The organism is Kitasatospora sp. NPDC001261 (genome assembly GCF_042896795.1).
Taxonomy (GTDB): Bacteria; Actinomycetota; Actinomycetes; order Streptomycetales; family Streptomycetaceae; genus Kitasatospora.
This window is the reverse complement of record NZ_JBIAXP010000036.1, coordinates 39,966-56,903: the sequence shown is the minus strand read 5'-3', so window position 1 is coordinate 56,903 and position 16,938 is coordinate 39,966. Positions and strand designations below refer to the sequence as shown.

The following is a 16,938-nucleotide window of genomic DNA, read 5'->3' as shown; positions in this document are numbered from 1 at the left end:
ACTGCCGCGCATCGTTCGGCCCTTCCGTGGACGGGGCGGACAGCTCGGCGAGGAGCGCGGGATCGGGCCCGTCGTGGCGGGCCGGGCCCTCGTCGATCCCGTCGTGGAAGTCGCACACCAACCGCCCGGCGTGCTCCAGCGTGCGCGCCGACTCGGGTGCGGTGACGTCGAGTTCTCCGGGACGGGCGAGCAGGGGCGGGAACGTGGGCGGGGTCGGGGCCGGCGTGCGGTGTCGGGGGACGGTGCGGTCGTTCGTCCGGGTTCCTGCGGAGGTGCTGCTGCCTGCTCGTGGCCGACGGCTGCTCGCGGGGACGGGGCGGGCGCGGGTGGGTGTTCGGATACCCGGGTCACGGGCGTACGTCGTGGGCGTACGGGGACGACCGGCGGTTCAGCAGGGGGTGGGCGCGTCGAGCGGGGAGGGGACGGAGTGGGACTGCGGTTCGGCCGCCCGGAGGCCGACCTGGTCGCACAGGGCGCCGATACGCGCGGCCGCGGCGGGGGCGACCGGGCCGGTCAGTGCCGCGGCGAGGTCGTCGCAGAGGGCCAGGACGGCGGCCTCGGCCTCGCAGCCCCACAGGGGTCCGAACCGGGCCGGTGGCAGCGCGTGGTGGAAACATGCTTGTACCTCCCTGGAAGTGGCCCGGTGCGCGTTCGACCGGACAGCCGGCGAAGGGGGCACGCCTTTGCGACGGCCTTCACGGATGTGGCCCCCGTCCTGCCCTGAGGATCACCAACGACCTTGTCGATCACGGGTCACGGCCTCGACCCGACGCGCGTCCGAAGGGTCGTGTGGTCTTCCCGCCCTCTTGCCGGGCGCTCGCGAGCTCCTGGGCCCGCGGGCGCCCGGCAAGACGGCGACGGTGCCGGCGGGACAGCAGGACCACCGGTAGGCGAGGACTACGGGATCGCGGCCGGCGACGACGGCGACGTCGACCGGGGCCCGGCCGAGGACGCGGGCCGGAAGGCGTAGGCCGCCGAGGTGCCCAGCCCGCGGGGCTTCGCGAGGGCTCCGAAGGCCGTTCGGCCGAAGCGGCCGGTCAGCTCGTGCCACCGGTAGGAACCGGCCAGTGCCTCCTGCAGGGCTCCGACGAATTCCACCGCGTCGGGGGGTACGGTCCCGGGGGCCCCGGCGAGGGTGTGCACCCTGGCGGTCAGCAGGGCGTTGACGATGTCTTCGGCGCCGCGCCGGTCGGTTCCGAGGACCTTGCGGGTCACCTCCACACCGTTGTTGCCGACCGTGCCCTCGGCGGCCTCCCGGTCGTAGGACACGATGTCGTTGTGCAGGCTGACGCCGTCCACGAACGCGTCCAGGGCGGTGCGGAACTCGCGGCGGCCGTGGACGTGCCGCGGGAGCTCGCCGACCGCGTGTTCCATCAGCACGGCGGTGAACTGCAGGCCGCCGAAGTCGCGGCGGGCCCCGAGGTACTCGATCAGGTCGGTCACGGCGTGGTCGACGTGGTCGAGTTCCCACAGCACTCCGTCCAGGAAGCGCCGCACGCTGCCGACGAACCGGTCGCGCCAGGGCAGGGTCATGGTCGCGGCCGTGCCGGACCACAGGTCGGCGAAGGCCCGCTCCACCGGATTGTCCGGGACGAGCGGCCGTGGGAGGCCGTCCAGCGGCAGGAACCGCATCAGCCGTTCCGCCCGGGCCTCGGCCGACGCCCGGTCGTGGTCGCGCCGGACGAGCGGCAGGAACAGATCGTCGACGAACCACAAGGCGACGTGCCAGTCCGTGACGAGCTCCAACTCGTGGGCGCCGGCGTCCGGGTGGGTCAGGGCGACGAACAGCGGGAAGTCCGCCCGGCCGAACGCGTCCTCGCTCCATCGCTCCGGCCACTCCAGGTACTCCTCGTCGAACATGCCCATCCGCCCGGCCCACTCCCTGGCGTGTGCGCGGGCCTGATCAACGTGCGGGTTGAGCCTGGACCGGAACGGCATGTGGAATCGCGGCTGTGCAAGGACCCCCATGATCGGCAGTCTCCCGCTCCGGGCCCCGATCGTGCCGGAGCCACCCCTACGGGTTGAGTTGCGTGCCGCGTCGTGACCGCCGTGGACGTCCGGCCGACCGGCCTCGGTATCGCCGGGTACGAGGCCGCCGGCGGCGCGGGGTGTCCGGCATTCGGCCCATCGGGCCCGCCCTCCAGGGGCGACGCCTGCCCGTCCCGGCCACGGCACCGGCCCGAACTGGATATGCACATGGTATGAGAATCACCTGCCGCGCCGCCCTCGGCGTCCCGTTGATGGCCGCTGCCGCCCTGGTCCTGCCCGTCGGCCCGGCCGCCGCGGCCACCGGAAACCTCTACCTCAACAACGCGGAGGTCTACACGGACCCCTCCGGCTGCTACCCCCTGGAGGACTCCAGCATCGTCGACAACAACACCGACACGGCCGTGACCCTCTACTCGGGGCCGGACTGCGACGGAGAGGAGCTCGGCCGTATCAGCGCCGGTGACGACGAGAGCGCCACCGGCGCCCGGAGCGTCTACGTCCCCTGACTCCCCCGCCCCCGTGGCCGCCCGCCGGGCCCGGACCGGCCGGCGGGCCGGCGGGGGGTCACGGGTTCAGAGCTGCTGCAGGGTGAAGGCCGTCGCCCGGTAGGAGTACTGGGCCACGATGGAGTTGGCGTTGGCGGCCTCCGCGACCGCGAGCCAGTTGCCGGAGTGCTGCAGCTTGAGGACGAAGGCGCCGGAGGCCGGGTCCACGGTCTTCCAGAACTTCTGGTTGGGGCCGATGTAGCCCGAGCAGTCGAACACGCTGATCCAGGAGGCGTCCACGCTCCCGCCGTCGTAGCTGCCGATGCAGTCGCCGTTCTGCCGGTTGCGCAGCACGTAGCTGCTGGTGTCCTCGGGGGCGCCCGGCCACCGGCACAGGCCCCACTGCTGGTTGCGCTGGCCGTTCCAGGGGTACTGGATGAGCGCTCCGTCGAAGAAGGTGCCGCCCTGGCTCATGTCGAGGACCTGCCCGGCCGGGGTGTTGATCCGGTAGTACCCCGAGCAGCTCCAGCCGTTCCAGTCGGACCAACCGAACTTCGGCGGGGTGTCGGCGGACGCGGGAGCGGCGAGCAGCGTGCCGCCGGCCAGCGCGGCCAGGATGCCGGCGCCGAGCGTGCGCAGGGCGCCCGTCGTCCGGCGCCGTAGCGGGTTCGTCATGGGTTCCTCCGTCGTGGTGTGGGGTGGGCGGGTCAGCAGGAGAGCCGGATCTGGGCGGTGCGGCGCAGGGTGCCGGCCGGTTCGGTCTGGGCGCAGTTGACGCTGCCGATCTCCGGCAGCTCGTAGGTGGTGAAGCTCCCTCCGCCGCCGTCCGGGAAGGCGTTGATCCACACGCCGGTGGTCGGGCCGGTCTGGGCGCAGACGAACTTGGCGTACTCGCCCTGGACCCGGCGGGTGCCGCGGTAGAGGCCGTAGTAGCCGGGCTGGTTGAGGTTCCAGGTGGTCGAGACGGTGGTGCTGGTGGTGGTCGAGGTGGTCTTCTGGACGGAGAAGCCGACCTTGGCCTCGATCTTGACGAAGAGCACGCTCGCCGAGGCGCTGATCTCGGTACTGCGGTTGACGACGGTGGTGACGGAGTCCACCCGGCTCAGGGTCTCGGTGCGCTGGCCGGTGGTTCCCGGGGCGACGTGGACGGCGAGGAAGTCGGTGACGACGGGGTCGACCTGGAGGGACGTCACCTCCAGCCAGGTCTGGTCCACGGCGGGGTTGCAGCTCGTCGTCGGCGGGCGGGCGCCGGCGTGGGCGGTGCCGGCCCCGATGCCCCCGATCTCCAGCAGGGTCATGATGATCGTGGCGGCGGCCGCGGCCGTCGCCGTCCGTCGGCGAGGCCGGTGGACGAGGGTCATCTGTTCTCCTCCGTGCTCTGGTGGATGGGCCGCACCCCTGCGGCCGGAACCGTGCCGGTGCGGGTGCGGGCGGTGGGGCGGTCCGTCGTGGGGGATGCCGTCCGGCCCGGTGACGATCCTGCGCAAGGCCGTCATGAATTCCTCACGACCCCATCACGCTGCGGGAGGGCGCCCCGGAGCGCAGCGCCGCGTCCAGGGCGCCATGGACACGCCGCCGCGCCCGGGCGAGGATGGCCCTGCCGCACCCGTCACGGGGGCTCGGGGCGTAGGACGACGCACGGCACCGTTCGATCGCCGGAGGCCATGGGGTGGAGTTCAGGATCCTGGGGGCGCTGGAGGTGCGGGCCCGGGACTCCGGCCCGCTCGCCGTCGGCGGCCGGCTCCAACAGGCGCTCCTGGCCGTGCTGGTGGCCCACGTCGGCCGGACAGTGTCCGTGCCCCGGATCGTCGACGCGGTGTGGGACGAGTGCCCGCCCGCCACCGCCGACCGCCAGGTCCGGAACATGGTCGGGCTGCTGCGCCGCGCGCTCTCGCCCGGCCCGCGGCGCCCTTCACCGATCCGTACCGACGGGCCGGGCTACCTCCTCGCCGCGGACGGGGTCCGCGTCGACGCGCGGGAGTTCACCGCCCGGGTCGACGCCGCCGCCCGTGCGGGCGCCGACGGCGCGCCCCTGCTGCGCGAGGCCCTGGACCTGTGGCGCGGCCCGGCCCTGGACGGCCTGCCGGGCCGCGCCCTCGCCACCATCGCCGCGGGCCTGGAGGAGCAGCGGATGGCCACCCTGGAGCGGCTCTTCGAGCTGGAACTGGCGGCCGGCCGGCACGAGCGGATCGTCCCGGAGCTCATCGGCCTGGTCGGGGCCACTCCCCTGCGCGACGGCCTGGTGCGGCACCTGCTGACCGCCCTGCTCCGCAGCGGGCGCCGGGCGGAGGGCCTGGCCGCGTACCGGCGGTACGCGGCCGACCTCGCGCGGGAGCTGGGCCTCGACCCGTCGCCCGAACTCCGCTGCCTCCAGCAGGAGTTGCTGGGCTCCGGCGCGCCGAACCCGGCCCCGCCCCGCGAGCCCGCCGCATCGAGGCGGCCGGCCGCCGCGGTACAGCGGCCCCTGCCGCGTCCCGCCCAACTCCCCTGGGAGTCACCCGCCTTCGTCGGCCGCGAGGCTCAGCTTCGCGCCATCGGACGCCACCTGGTCGGCCCCGGGGGGCCGGGCGGCCGTGCCCCGGCCCCCGGGGCCATCGCGCTCGTCACCGGTGCCCCCGGGGCCGGCAAGTCGGCCCTGGCGCTGCGCTGGGCCCACCGCACCCGGGACCGCTTCCCCGACGGCCAGCTCTTCACCGACCTGCACGGCTGGTCGTCCACCGGCCCGCAGCACCCCCACGCCGTCCTGGGCTCCTTCCTGCGCGCCCTGGGCGTGCCGGCCGAGGACGTCCCCGCCCGGCTCGACGAGACGGCGGCGCTCTACCGGTCCACGCTGGCCGGCCGGCGGGTCCTGATCGTCCTGGACAACGCCCTGGACGCCGCGCAGGTCCGTCCGCTGCTGCCCGGCGCCGGGGGCTGCGCGGTCCTCGTGACCAGCCGTGAGCGGCTCACCGGCCTCGTCGTACGGGAGGGCGCCCAGCGGATCGAGCTGGCGGAGTTCAGCCCGGACGAGGGCCGCACCCTGGTGCGCCGGGTGCTCGGGGCCGAACGCGTCGAGGCCCGGGAGCAGGCCGTCGCCCGGCTGCTCGACGCCTGCGGCCACCTCCCGCTGGCCGTCGCGCTCGCCGCCGCCCGGCTGCGCGACCGCCCGCACCACGACCTCACGGACTTCGCCGCCGAACTCGCCGGCAACCGGCTCGACGTCCTCAGCGCGGACGGCGACGACCGGTCCGCCTGCCTGCGCACGGCCTTCTCCTTCTCCTACCGCGCGCTCGACGGGCCCGCCCGGCGCCTGCTGGGGCTGCTCGCGACGAGCCCCGCCGTCGACCTGTCGGCGCCGGTCGCCGAGGTGCTCGGCGGCCTGGAGCGCGGGAGCGGCGCGCGGATCCTGCGCCGGCTGGCCGACGTCCACCTCCTCACCGAGCACCGCGCCGACAGCTACCGCTTCCACGACCTGCTGCGCCTGTTCGCCGCCGAGCAGGGCACGCGGCAGGAGAGCCGACGCTCCCGCCGCCTCTGCCTGGAGCGCTGGTACGCCTGGTGCCTCCACCACGCCTGCGCCGCCACCCGGACGCTGGTGCCGGGGCGGCCCCACGTGGCGCTGCCACCGCCGCCCCAGGGCCTGGGCACCGTCACCTTCGCCGACCCCGCCCAGGCGCTGCGGTGGTGCGACGAGCAGCGGGCCAACCTCCTGGCCACCGCCGCCCACGCCTTCGAGCACGAGGACGACGACGTCGCCTGGAAGCTCCCCTCACTGCTGTGGCCCTACCTGCACCGGACCGGGCCGCACGCGGAACGCCTGGCCGTGAGCCGGACCGCGGTGACCGCCGCCCGCCGGCTCGACGACCCGCTCGCCCTGGGCCTCAGCCTGAACGACCAGGGGCACGCCTGGGGCTCCGCGGGCGACCTGCCGCAGGCCCGCCGGCACTACGAGCAGGCCCTGGAACTCGTCCGCGCGGCCGGCGACCGGGCCGTCGAGGCACTGGTGCTGACCAGCCTGGGCGTCTCGCACTTCAACTGCGCGGACTACGCCGGGGCGGCCGACCACTTCGAACGCGCCCTGCGCCTGCTGGCCGCGGACGGTCCGGGCGCCGCCCGGTGGACGGTCCTGCTGTGCGAGACCAACCTCGCCAGCAGCCTCCTGATGCTCGGCCGGTCCGAGGAGGCACAGGCCCTGGCCGAGCGGCTGCTCGCACCGGAGATCCGCCAGCTGGGCGGCGTCCCGGAGTGCAGCCTCCTGAACGTCGTCGGCATGGCCCGCTATGCCGCCGGCCGCCCCGAGGAGGCGCTGGTCCACCTGGAGCGCTCGCTGGCCGTCGGCCGGACCATCACCGGATACGTCGACCAGCGCGCCAACTCCCTGACCGCCCTGGCCGCCGCCCAGCAGGCGCTCGGCCGCGGCGCCGACGCCCTGCGCTCCTGGGAGGAGGCCCTCGCCATCTACCGCGAACTGCCCGCCCACTACCGCGACGCGGCGGTCGGCCTGCTGACCTCCCTCGGCTTCACCCCGCCGACACCGCCGTCTCCGGGGCACGAGCACGCCGCTCGCCGCCCGGCCCCGGTCCCGGTCCCGGCAGCCGGCCCGGGCGGCGACGGCACCACCGACCCCGCGCGGCCGTGACCGGCGTCGGGACCTGTCGGGAGGCCTTGCCGGGAGATGTCGGTGCCGCGTGCCGCCGGTGGAGGCGACCGGCGTCAGGACGCGGCCGCGCGCGCCGCCTCGAGTTCGGCCACCAGCCGTTTGACCCGCTTGTTGGTCCGGCCCGAGCTGTGGCCCGCCAGCATGTACAGCGGGTCCGTCCCGCCGGAGGCCAGCACCAGCTCCGGGACGTCGGACGTGTAGACCCTGCCCTCCAGGACGGCCACCCGTACCTCCCGGATGTCCGCCCACGCATAGGAGCGCGCTCCGAGCAGCCCGGAGTACTTCACCCCGGCCGGCCCGTAGGAGACGCCGAACACCGGCGCGCGGAACGTCAGCACCGCACCCGGGATGCCGAGGAGCAGGACCGGGACCAGGGGTCCCAGCCCGCGCGCGGCCCCCGTCGTCACCAGGCCCGTCGCCATCACCACGGCGATCAGCAGGCACGCGCCGCCCAGCAGGAAGTAGGTGAGCGACCAGGCCGTACGCCTCGTCCGCTTCCGCATGCCCGCGCCCCTTTCCGCTGTCCGCGGCGCGCGGCGCCGTCCGGGGTTCGGGGGTGCCGCCACCGCCCGTGCGCAAGCATACGAACGTGTGGCCGCGCCGCCGGGGGCAGGGCATCAGCGCGCTCCCTGACCCCTCGTCGTCCCGCTCCGGCCCTCCCCCGGCACCGGCGGGCGCCCGGGCGCGGAGGACTCGACCGGCCCGGCGGCCCGGCGCTGCCGGAGCGGCGGCGTCAGGCCCGCCCGCCGGGGACGGGGACGAGGCGGCCGAGCATCGCGATCACGGTGATCCGCGTCCTGCTGTCGTTCGTCGCCGCGCAGTGGGCGTCGACGCCCCGCTCGTCCGGTGCCTCGTTCGGCTCGGCCAGGCCCAGCCGGATCAGGTCGACGGTGTACTCGTGGCACCGGGAGTAGTCCGCGGCGGCGCTCACCGCTTCGGCATGGTCGATGCGGCCGGGATCCGCGGCGCGCAGCAGCGCCGGGGTGGGCGGCGGGCCCAGCGTCTCCCCGATCCACCCCGAGACGGCCTCCCGGGGGCAGCCGCGCTCCAGCTTCGAGGTGGTCGCGGCGGAGAGCGCCAGGTGGATGAGGAGCGTCCCGAACCAGGCGGTGACCTCGGCCGGGGGCGTGTCCGTGCCCGCCGGCGGCATCACGGCCTGGTACAGCGCGGCCGGGTCGTCGGCGTGCGCGGCGGCGACGACCGCCTTCATCGCGCTGTCGAGGGCGGCCCTGTCGATGGTCATGTCAGCGGTTCTCCCCATGGTCGGCGGCCGTCAACGTAGCGCTCCGGCGCGGTGCGTGGCCGGTGAAGGGGCGGATTTTCCCCGGTACGCGTGAGGAGGGGGTCGACCGGATTGACGGCTGTCGGCTGTCGGCTGTCGGCGGTCACGCGATTCCCCGTGGGCCGCGGTTTCGTGGCGGCGTGATTCCCGACCCTGGTGGTCACGAGTCCCCCCGGGGGGGACGGTGACCGGCACCAGGCGCACGCGGTGGCGGCACCCGTGGCTGTGGGCCGTCGCCTTCGTCCTGCCCGTCGTGCCGTTGGCGGCGCGGCCCTCAGGCCCGGGTCGGGACGCCCTTCGGCGCACGGGCCGTCAGGCGACCGCCGACGGGTGCGCGATGGCGGAGGCCGGGACGCGGTGGGCCCGGTCAGCGCGCCCGGCCGGCTGCCGCCTGGGCCCGGAGGGCGTCGACGGCGAGGCGGGCGGCGGTGCCGATGGCGGCGTCGGCGGCGGGCAGGGTGATGGTGGTGGCGGCGGCGCGGGTGAAGACGGCGAGGGCGTAGCGGCCGCCGTCAGGGTATTCGACGACGCCGACCTCGTGGCGCAGCGTGGGGAGGGTGCCGGTCTTGCCGTGGACGCGGACGTCGTCGTAGGGGAAGCCGGAGGCCAGGCGGTGGGGCCAGACCTGGAGGCCGAGGAGGCGTCGCAGGGCGGCGCCGTGGTCGCCGGGGCAGGCGTCGCCGTGCCAGAGGGCGGCGAGCAGGGTGGTCATGTCGCGGGGGGTGCTGTGGTTGGTGAAGGCGGGGTCGAGGACTCTGAGGCGGGCGACGACGGCGGGGTCGACCGGGGAGTCGGGGCCGGTGTCCTCGGCGAGGGCGGCGATGAGGTCGCGGAGTTTGTGGACGGCGACGGTGCGGGTGAGGCCGAGGTCGGCCATGGTGCGGTTGACGGTGTCGAGGCCGATCCGGTCCCACAGGGTGTCGGCGGCGGTGTTGTCGCTGACGGCGGCGGTGAGGTAGGCGAGGTCGCGCAGGGAGAGGCGGGCGTCGTCGAGCATGGCGCCGAGGCCGGTGGACCCGGGGGTGCGGCCGGCGGCGGGGACGTCGACCTGCCGGGTGAGGTCGACGCGTCCGGCGGCGGCCTCGCGGTAGAGCGTCACGAGCAGGCAGAGCTTGTGGACGCTGGCGGTGGAGACGGCGGTGTCGGCGCCGAGGCCGATCTCGGCGCCGGTGTCGAGGTCGCGTGCGTGGAGTCGGCCGGTGACGCCGGCGTCGGCGAAGGCCGCGGCGATGCGGGTGCGTGCGGCGCGGCTGTGCGGGGTCCGGTCGGCGGCCGGGTGCTCGGCCTTGGTGCGGTCGGCGGCCGGGCGGTCGGCTGTGGTGCGGTCGCTGGTCACAGCGGGAACTCCATTGCGGGCCGGGGGTAGAGCGGGGGGCGGTGGGGCGGCTGGGGCAGCAGGCCGCCGGGTCCGGTCAGCGCCTCGTGGGCGGCCTGAGCGAACAGCCGGACGGCGGGCCCGCCCCGCCCGGTCGGCCAGGCCGTGGAGGTCCGCCAGGCCAGCGGGGTGCCGGTGAGCGGACGCCAGACTGTACCCGGTGGGGGTGTGGTGCGCGGCACCAGGGCGATGGCGCTGCCGGTGAGCACGAGCGCGCCCGCGACGTCCGGTCCCGGCGGGTCGACGACGGCCTCGGGGGTGCAGCCGTGCCTGGTCAGCGTGGTGAGGACCTCGTCGTACAGGGCCGGGGCGGTGGCGCGCGGGAAGAGGACCAGGCGCAGGCCGGTCAGGTCGGCCACCGCGAGTTCCGGGCGGTCGGCGTGCGGGCCGCCGGCGGCGAGCAGGGCGCCGAGCGGCTGGTGCAGGACGGGGCCGAAGGCCAGTCCGTCGGCCGGGCAGGGGTGGCGGACGACGGCGACGTCGACGGTGTGCTGGGCGAGTTCGCGCACCACGGCCGCGACGGGCAGTTCCCGCAGTTCGAGCCGGGTGCCCGGGGAGGCGGTCTCGAAGCCGGTGAGCAGCGCGGCGAGGGTGGCCGGCCCGAGTTCGGGCGGGACGGCCGCGCGCAGGGTGCCGGCCCGTCCGCTGCGCAGGTCGGCGGCGGTGGCGAGGAGGCGGGCGGCGCTGTCCAGGGTCTCCTCGGCCTCGGCGAGCAGCAGCCGGCCCGCCGGGGTGAGGTCGACGCCGCGCGGGCCGCGGTCGAACAGGGTCACGCCGAGTTCGCGTTCGAGGCGCTGGATCCGCTGGGAGAGCGAGGGCTGGGCGATCCGCAGGCGCTCGGCGGCGCGGCCGAAGTGCCGTTCCTCGGCGACGGCGCGGAAGTGGCGGAGGTGCCCCAGCAGGTCCATGGCCAGCAATCATAGGTGTTTTCTTATCGCTCACTTCACGATTGCGGTCTTGGACTGGGAGGTCCGTGGCCTGTTTAGCTGAGCGTGATCGCGCGGATCGCGGCGGTGTGGACCACCGCCGCGGGGCGCGACCGTGATGACACGAACCACCTGGGGAGACCACTGATGACGCCCGACCTCCGCCGTACCCGTACCCGTACCCGCGTCGCGCTGCCCGCGGTGGCCCTGCTCGTGGCCGCGCTGGTCGGCGGGTGCGGCCGGGCGGACGGCGCCTCGACGGCGGCGGCCACCAGCGCCACTACAACGACGACGGCGGCGGGGGCGGCCTCCGCCGCCGCGGCGGACGCGGCCTTCGCGGAACTCGAGCAGCGGTTCGGCGCCCGGCTCGGCGTGTACGCGGTGGACACCGGCAGCGGCCGGGAGGTCGTCCACCGGACCGACGAGCGGTTCGCGTTCGCGTCCACGATCAAGTCGCTCGCCGCCGGGGCCCTGCTGCGCAAGGCCTCCGACGCGGACCTGGACAAGGTCGTCCCCTACCGCCAGGAGGACGTGCTGGCGTGGGCACCGATCACCTCGCAGCACGTGGCGACCGGCATGAAGCTGCGCGACCTGGCCTCCGCCGCCATCCAGTACAGCGACAACACCGCGGCCAACCTCGTCTTCGCCGAACTCGGCGGCCCGGCGGCCGTCCAGCAGTCCCTGCGCGACCTGGGCGACTCGACCACCAGCGTCGACCGCACCGAACCCACCCTCAACGAGGCGACCCCGGGCGACACCCGCGACACCAGCACGCCGCGCGTCCTCGCCGCCGACCTGCGCCGCTACGTGCTCGGCGACGTCCTCCCGGAAGGCCGGCGCGGGCTGCTGACGGACTGGCTGGTCGGCAACACGACCGGCGGCCCGTACATCCGCGCGGGGGTGCCCGCCGACTGGCGGATCGGCGACAAGACCGGCAACGCGGGCTACGGCACCCGCAACGACGTCGCCGTGGCGTGGCCGTCGGGCGGGCGCGCCCCGATCGTGATCGTCGTCCTGACCGACCGCGGCAAGGCGGACGCCACCTCCGACGACGCCCTGATCGCCCAGGCGACGAAGACGGTCGTCAGCGCCCTCGGCTGACGTCCGTATCCGCATCCGTCCCGAAGGAGCATCCCCTCCCGAAGGAGCGCCCCTTCCCGACCGACCAGGAGCCCCGACCGCGATGATCCGACCCACCCGCCGGGCCGACACGGACGCCGACTTCACCCGGCGCCGTCTCGCCCAGCTCGCCGTCCTCGGCCTCGCCGCCGGGGCCTCGCCGGCCGCCCTTCCGGGCACGGCCTCGGCCGCCGTCCCCTCCTCGGTGAAGGCGCCGTCCGCCGGCCGTCCGCACTACGACCGCGCCCGCCGCCTCGCCACCGATGACCCCGTGCTGCGGGCCCTGGTGACGGCGCTGACGCCCGGCTCCGTCCTTCCCCCACTGCCCGCGCCCGCGCCCGCGCCCGTCAAGCTGTTCGACAACCTGGTGCTGCTGAGCGCGGGCTGGGTCTCGGCGATGGCGGTGCTGACGGACGACGGCATCGTGCTGATCGACGCGCTCACCTCACCCGCCGATGCCGAGGGCGTCGTCGTCCCCGGGCTGCGGGCGGTCGGCGCCGACCCGGCGGCGATCCGGCACGTCGTCGTGACCCACGGCCACCCGGACCACTTCGGCGGCGCCCAGACCCTCGCCGACCGCTACGGCGCCCGCGTGCACATGTCCCCGGCCGACTGGGACCTCCTCGCCCGCACCCGCCCCGCCGACGCCCCCGTCCGCGACCTCGACATCGCGGACGGCGCGCAGCTCACCCTCGGCGGCACGACGATCGAGCTGCACCACACCCCGGGCCACACCCCCGGCACCGTGTCCCCGGTCATCCCGGTCCGGGCGGGCGGCCGGTACCACAGCGCGATGCTGTGGGGCGGCCTCAACCCGCCCTCGACGGTGGCGGAACTGCGCACCCTCCTCGCCTCCGTCCACTCCTTCCGGGCCGTCATGCGCCGGACGAACGTGGAGGTCGAGCTCTCCAACCACCCGAACGACCACGGCCTCGAACGAGCCGAACAGCTGCGGCACCAACCGCCCGGCGCCGCGAACCCCTTCCTCCTCGGCGGCCCCCGCACGCAGCGGTACATGGCGGTCATGGACGCGATGGTGCGCGGCCGCATCGCCGACGCGGAGGCCGCGGAGGAGGCGGGGGCGGAGGCGGGAACCGGGGCACGTGGAGCCCGGACCGTGGCGGCTCCGCACGCCTGACGCGGGATTCGGGCATGAAGCCGGAGCTTGTCGTCTGCGTGGTGTCCGAGGAAGGCGCCGCTCCTCCAGGTCAGGTGGACAAGGCCGCACCACCCCGCACATGCACAGGTGGTGGATCGTTTCCCGCGTTCGCGGCGGTCGCTTCCCGTTGTGGCGGGGGTCCTACGGCGGCAGGATGAGTCGTCGTGACTGCCGACCTGCCGTTGTTGCTTCTGGACGTCGACGGGGTGCTGAACCCGTTCGCCGCGGCGGTGTGCCCGGCGGATTACCAGGAGTACGGGTTCTTCCCCGATGAGGAGCCGGTGCGTCTGAACCGGGTCCACGGGCGGTGGCTGAACGGACTTGCCGAGCACTTCGAGATCGTCTGGGCGACGGGTTGGGAAGAGGAGGCGAACGAGATCCTCGCGCCGTTCCTGGGGCTGGAACGGTTGCCGGTCGTCTTCTTCCCGCCCAAGCCGTTCGAACCGTGTGAGAAGGTGCCGGCGGTGGCGGCCTTCGTCGGAGAACGGGCAGCGGCCTGGGTGGACGATGCGCTGACGCCGCAGGCGCGGGCCTGGGCCGACGGCCGCGCGGCCGCGACCTTGCTGGTCGACACCGATCCGTGCGTGGGCCTGACCTGGAGTGCGGTCGAGCAGTTGTCGGGGTGGTCGATGGACCTGAGGCGGCCGAAGGCTGAGTGACCGTCGGCGCCCGAGCCCGCGAGGCGCTCCGATGCCGCTCCGCCGACCGGGACGTCACCCTGATCAAGCGGGCCACCGCCCCGGCCACCTCCGAGGCCCTGCGGCAGTACACCGACCGGCATCGAGGGCCTGCCGGACCAGCGCGTCACCGGCTACCTGCTGGTCGACCCCACCGCCGCCGACCAGGCCGAGGCCCGGGTCACCGGCCTCCTCACCCGCTACGTGCTGCCCAGCGCCACCCTGTTCACCGCCCTGGTCGCCTGGCTGGTCACCGGGCCTGGCGCTGCGGCCGGTGGAGCCGATCCGCCGGGGCATGGCCCAGGGGCCCGCGCGGTGGTCCGCCCCCCGTTCGCCCCCCCCCGGGAACGGACCCGCCGTACGCGAACCGGCCTCCTCGGAACGGGGGTTCAGCGGGGGGCGTCGGAGCGGACGTCGACGGTGAACTGGCGCTTGATCTGGTCCGGCCCTCCGGGCCAGTCCCCACCGAGCTCGTCGCGGTAGGCGATGTGCACGGTCACGGTGGTACGGCCGGGGTTCTGGGCGCGGAAGGTGAAGTAGTAGCGGCCGCCCGAGCCGGTGTTTCCGATCTCGCCGAAGTCGAACAGGTCCCTGACGTCGAAGTTGTGGACGTACTCGTCACCGGCGGCCTTCGCGACGGCCGGGTCGGGGGCTGGAGCGGCCATGCTCCAGACGTCGCCTGCCAACCGGTAGGCGGGCACCTCCACGGAGAACAGCTCGCCGGGCTTGACGGTGATCTGTCCCGAGGTCTGGGTGAATACGGTGCCGTGGTCGAGTTTGCCGGTGGTCTTCCGGTGGACGGTCACCGCGCGCATGGTGGCCGGGACGGCCAGCGCCACGACGACTACCAGCAGGACGAGGCGCCACCTGCGCTTCACGGGGTCGCTTCCCGGTGGGTGACACGCAGCGCCAGGACGGCGGCGACGGCGTCGAGCCAGCGGGCGACCAGTTGGTCCCCTGTGGGGTCCTGTACGACCATGGCGGCTGCCTCCAGCCAGCCGCGGGCCACCGTGGCGGCCGGTCCGGGCAGCGGTTCGGGCAGGGCGGCCGCGAAGCGGGTGCCGCCGGCGCGGACGGTCTCGCCGAGGAAGGCCAGGGCCCGTGGCAGCGCGCCGAGCCGGTCGACGGTGATCGCGGCGGCCACCGCGCCGTCGCCGAACAGGGTGGAGCGGTGCGGTCCCGGGTGCGGCAGGCCGAAGCGCAGCAGGATCTCGACGTCCAGCTCGGCGAGCCGGCTGTCGCTCTGGGGTTGTGGGGTGTTCATCTGGTGCCTCACTTGGGCATTCGGACGCTTGTGACGTTGGGGAGGCTGTCGTCGGAGGCGCCGCCCATGTGGTTGTTGATGAAGTCGCTCTCGCTGACCCAGACGGTGTAGCCCCAGGGGTTGTAGAGCTCCAGTTGGTCACCCCGGTGTCCGATGATCATCATTTGGTGGCCGCCGTCTCCGCGGACCGACACGGGGACGGGCTTGCCCTCGTCGATCTTCTGCTCGATCTCGGTCAGCGCACTCTGGCGCTTGTCGCGGCTGTCGAGGTCGACGTTGTGGTACTCCGCGCCGGTGTGCTTGCCGATCTCGTCGTCGGCGACGTCGTCGGACTCCCAGTCCCACATCCCGCCCTTGTCGAAGTGCCACCAGGAGCGGGTGTCGTAGACCCGGTTGGTCTCCTTGTCCCATCGCTCTTTCGACGCCTGACCGTTGTCGTAGGCCGGGTCGCCGGGGTGACCGCCGGTGGTGAGCTGGAAGGCGAAGAGCGGGTCGACCATCGCCCGGGCGGTCACGGTCGAGGCCGCCACGCAGGTCGGATACGGTCCCTGACCCCATTTGACGCCCTGGTAGGCCGTGTCCGTCTTCTGGGTGGAGGTCGCGTCGAGCTGCACCGGGGATATCCGATCGGCGAGCCAGTCGGGATCGTCGGCGTGTTCGTGGATCAGGTCGTCGAACTTCTTGACCTCGTCGTAGCTGTGCCCGGCGGCGAGCGCCTTCATCAGGTAGGCGCGCTCCTCGGGGGACTTGCAGCCGGCCAGCAGCTGGTCGAAGCGTGCCCTGTCGGCTTCGCTCATCTTGTCCATGACCTGGCCGGCACGCGTCACGTCGTTGGCCGTGAGGATGCTGCCGTACTCCTGGCTGCCGGCGAGAGCGGCATCGACGATGACCAGCTTGTCCTCCGCGCTGAGGCCCTTGTTCTTGAACTTGCCCGCCAGCGCCTTGCCCGCCAGCGCGTTCAGCTCGCGGGCGGCGGCGCGGCCCGCGTTCTCGGCCTTCACCGCGGCGTCGTGGACCGACCTGATGCCCTCCCTCGCCTTCGCCTGGGCGGTGTGCATCGTGTCGTCGTCCCAGTGGACCGGGTCCGGCATATCGCCGACGGTGATGTCGTGCAGCAGTTTCAGCGCCTCGGCCAGCGGCGCGTGGCCCTGCCCGTGCAGGACCTGAGCCTCGCTCAGCGCGCCGGCCAACGTCTTGAGCTGGTCCCGGCCCTTGCCCAGGGCGTCGCGGCAGCGCCCGAGGTCGTCGGCGGAGGCCTTGACCACCTCCGCGGCTTTCTCCCCGACCTGCCCGGTCCAGGCGTCGGGCAGCTGCTGCGAGCCGACCTGCGTCACCGTCATCTGGATCTGGTCCAGCCGGCCGCTCGCCGTGTTGTAGGCGGCGGCGAGTTCGCCTAGTTTGCCGGAGTCGCCCTTGGGCGCGGGCAGTTGCAGGGCGTCGTGGACGGCGTACTTGAGGTCGCCGGCGCCCCACATGCCGTGGGACTCGTCGATGGTCTTCTTCAGCTTCTCGGCCTGCTGGCGCTGGCTGCCCGACGGCCCGCCGAGCGGGTGCGCGCTGTGGTCGGCCACGGTCAGGCCCCCTGCTGGTACTGCTGCTGGACACCGTGGTCCGTGGTCGCGTAGTTGGCCGCGGTGGTGTGCACCTTGCCGCCGAGATCCTTCAGCGCGTCGACGTTCACCTGGAGCTCGTCCTGCCAGGCCTGCCAGAAGGCCTTCGCCGCGTCGCCCGCGCCGTACTCGCCGAGGACGGCGGGGTCGGACATGTTCAGCTTGTCCAGGGCCGCTTTGACACCACCCACGTCCCCGCCGGCCGCGACGAGCTTGTCGCCCGCGTCCCCGAGCTTCTCCGGATGAGCGCCGAACCCCGTTCCGGCACCATCGATGCCCATGTTCCCCCCATGCTGTTCGACACGCTCTGTAGAGCATCGAACATCATAACGTCGGCCGATGGACAGTTCGACGGGCGTCGCCGGCACCCCGCTCACCGGTATCGGGGCGCAGGCCCAGCCGAGGGCGGTAGC

The 16,938-nt window shown here is 74.3% G+C and carries 16 protein-coding genes; 5 read left to right on the top strand and 11 right to left on the bottom strand.

Translation table 11 applies throughout. The features are described 5' to 3' along the window. Positions 1 to 897 precede the first annotated feature (897 nt). Entirely contained in the window at positions 898 to 1,866 is a 969-nt protein-coding gene (locus ACFY4B_RS36725; protein WP_375876106.1) for a terpene synthase, read from the bottom strand. Between the two features lie 335 nt (positions 1,867 to 2,201). Between ACFY4B_RS36725 and ACFY4B_RS36720 the strand changes: the two genes are divergently transcribed. Beyond that, positions 2,202 to 2,495, top strand: a complete 294-nt coding sequence (locus tag ACFY4B_RS36720) for a hypothetical protein (protein WP_387821566.1) — start codon at positions 2,202 to 2,204, stop codon at positions 2,493 to 2,495. 66 nt (positions 2,496 to 2,561) lie between these two features. Here ACFY4B_RS36720 and ACFY4B_RS36715 read toward each other — a convergent pair whose 3' ends face one another. Beyond that, positions 2,562 to 3,149, bottom strand: coding sequence for an RICIN domain-containing protein (locus ACFY4B_RS36715; protein WP_387975293.1), 588 nt, complete (start codon positions 3,147 to 3,149; stop codon positions 2,562 to 2,564). 32 nt (positions 3,150 to 3,181) lie between these two features. Beyond that, the gene (locus tag ACFY4B_RS36710; RefSeq protein ID WP_387975290.1) at positions 3,182 to 3,835 is read right to left on the bottom strand and encodes a hypothetical protein; all 654 of its coding nucleotides are present in this window, start codon (positions 3,833 to 3,835) and stop codon (positions 3,182 to 3,184) included. Positions 3,836 to 4,143: 308 nt separating this feature from the next. Between ACFY4B_RS36710 and ACFY4B_RS36705 the strand changes: the two genes are divergently transcribed. Continuing rightward, positions 4,144 to 7,092: a BTAD domain-containing putative transcriptional regulator gene (locus ACFY4B_RS36705; protein ID WP_387975287.1), complete on the top strand. Its 2,949-nt coding sequence runs from the start codon at positions 4,144 to 4,146 to the stop codon at positions 7,090 to 7,092. Positions 7,093 to 7,166: 74 nt separating this feature from the next. Here ACFY4B_RS36705 and ACFY4B_RS36700 read toward each other — a convergent pair whose 3' ends face one another. The 4 genes from ACFY4B_RS36700 to ACFY4B_RS36685 form a co-directional block, all read right to left on the bottom strand. Continuing rightward, a complete protein-coding gene (locus ACFY4B_RS36700; RefSeq protein WP_074006108.1) occupies positions 7,167 to 7,616 on the bottom strand; it encodes a hypothetical protein in 450 nt (149 codons plus the stop codon). A 230-nt stretch (positions 7,617 to 7,846) separates the two neighbouring features. Further along, positions 7,847 to 8,356: a hypothetical protein gene (locus tag ACFY4B_RS36695; RefSeq protein WP_387975284.1), complete on the bottom strand. Its 510-nt coding sequence runs from the start codon at positions 8,354 to 8,356 to the stop codon at positions 7,847 to 7,849. 406 nt (positions 8,357 to 8,762) lie between these two features. Then, positions 8,763 to 9,626 (bottom strand): serine hydrolase, encoded by an 864-nt coding sequence (locus tag ACFY4B_RS36690; protein ID WP_375876142.1) that lies wholly within the window; start codon positions 9,624 to 9,626, stop codon positions 8,763 to 8,765. A 101-nt stretch (positions 9,627 to 9,727) separates the two neighbouring features. After that, a complete protein-coding gene (locus ACFY4B_RS36685; protein WP_375876100.1) occupies positions 9,728 to 10,678 on the bottom strand; it encodes a LysR family transcriptional regulator in 951 nt (316 codons plus the stop codon). A 165-nt stretch (positions 10,679 to 10,843) separates the two neighbouring features. Here ACFY4B_RS36685 and bla point away from each other — a divergent pair, with 165 nt between their 5' ends. From bla to ACFY4B_RS36670, 3 genes are all read left to right on the top strand, one after another. Continuing rightward, positions 10,844 to 11,797, top strand: coding sequence for a class A beta-lactamase (gene bla / locus ACFY4B_RS36680; RefSeq protein ID WP_387975281.1), 954 nt, complete (start codon positions 10,844 to 10,846; stop codon positions 11,795 to 11,797). An 82-nt stretch (positions 11,798 to 11,879) separates the two neighbouring features. After that, positions 11,880 to 12,953 carry an MBL fold metallo-hydrolase gene (locus ACFY4B_RS36675; RefSeq protein ID WP_387975278.1) on the top strand — a complete coding sequence of 358 codons (1,074 nt, stop codon included), beginning with the start codon at positions 11,880 to 11,882 and terminating at the stop codon, positions 12,951 to 12,953. A 185-nt stretch (positions 12,954 to 13,138) separates the two neighbouring features. Further along, the gene (locus tag ACFY4B_RS36670) at positions 13,139 to 13,633 is read left to right on the top strand and encodes an HAD domain-containing protein (protein ID WP_387975275.1); all 495 of its coding nucleotides are present in this window, start codon (positions 13,139 to 13,141) and stop codon (positions 13,631 to 13,633) included. 407 nt (positions 13,634 to 14,040) lie between these two features. Here the strand turns inward: ACFY4B_RS36670 and ACFY4B_RS36665 are convergent, their stop codons facing one another. Genes ACFY4B_RS36665 through ACFY4B_RS36650 form a run of 4 tightly spaced genes read right to left on the bottom strand, consistent with a single transcriptional unit; the run spans position 14,041 to position 16,806 of the window. Next, entirely contained in the window at positions 14,041 to 14,529 is a 489-nt protein-coding gene (locus ACFY4B_RS36665; protein ID WP_387975272.1) for a protease inhibitor I42 family protein, read from the bottom strand. Next, entirely contained in the window at positions 14,526 to 14,915 is a 390-nt protein-coding gene (locus tag ACFY4B_RS36660) for a hypothetical protein (protein WP_387975269.1), read from the bottom strand. The genes ACFY4B_RS36665 and ACFY4B_RS36660 overlap by 4 nt, the downstream gene beginning before the upstream one ends. Positions 14,916 to 14,923: 8 nt before the next feature. Then, a complete protein-coding gene (locus ACFY4B_RS36655) occupies positions 14,924 to 16,486 on the bottom strand; it encodes a hypothetical protein (RefSeq protein WP_387975266.1) in 1,563 nt (520 codons plus the stop codon). A gap of 2 nt (positions 16,487 to 16,488) precedes the next feature. Continuing rightward, positions 16,489 to 16,806, bottom strand: a complete 318-nt coding sequence (locus tag ACFY4B_RS36650) for a hypothetical protein (protein ID WP_380739742.1) — start codon at positions 16,804 to 16,806, stop codon at positions 16,489 to 16,491. Between the last annotated feature and the right edge of the window lie 132 nt (positions 16,807 to 16,938).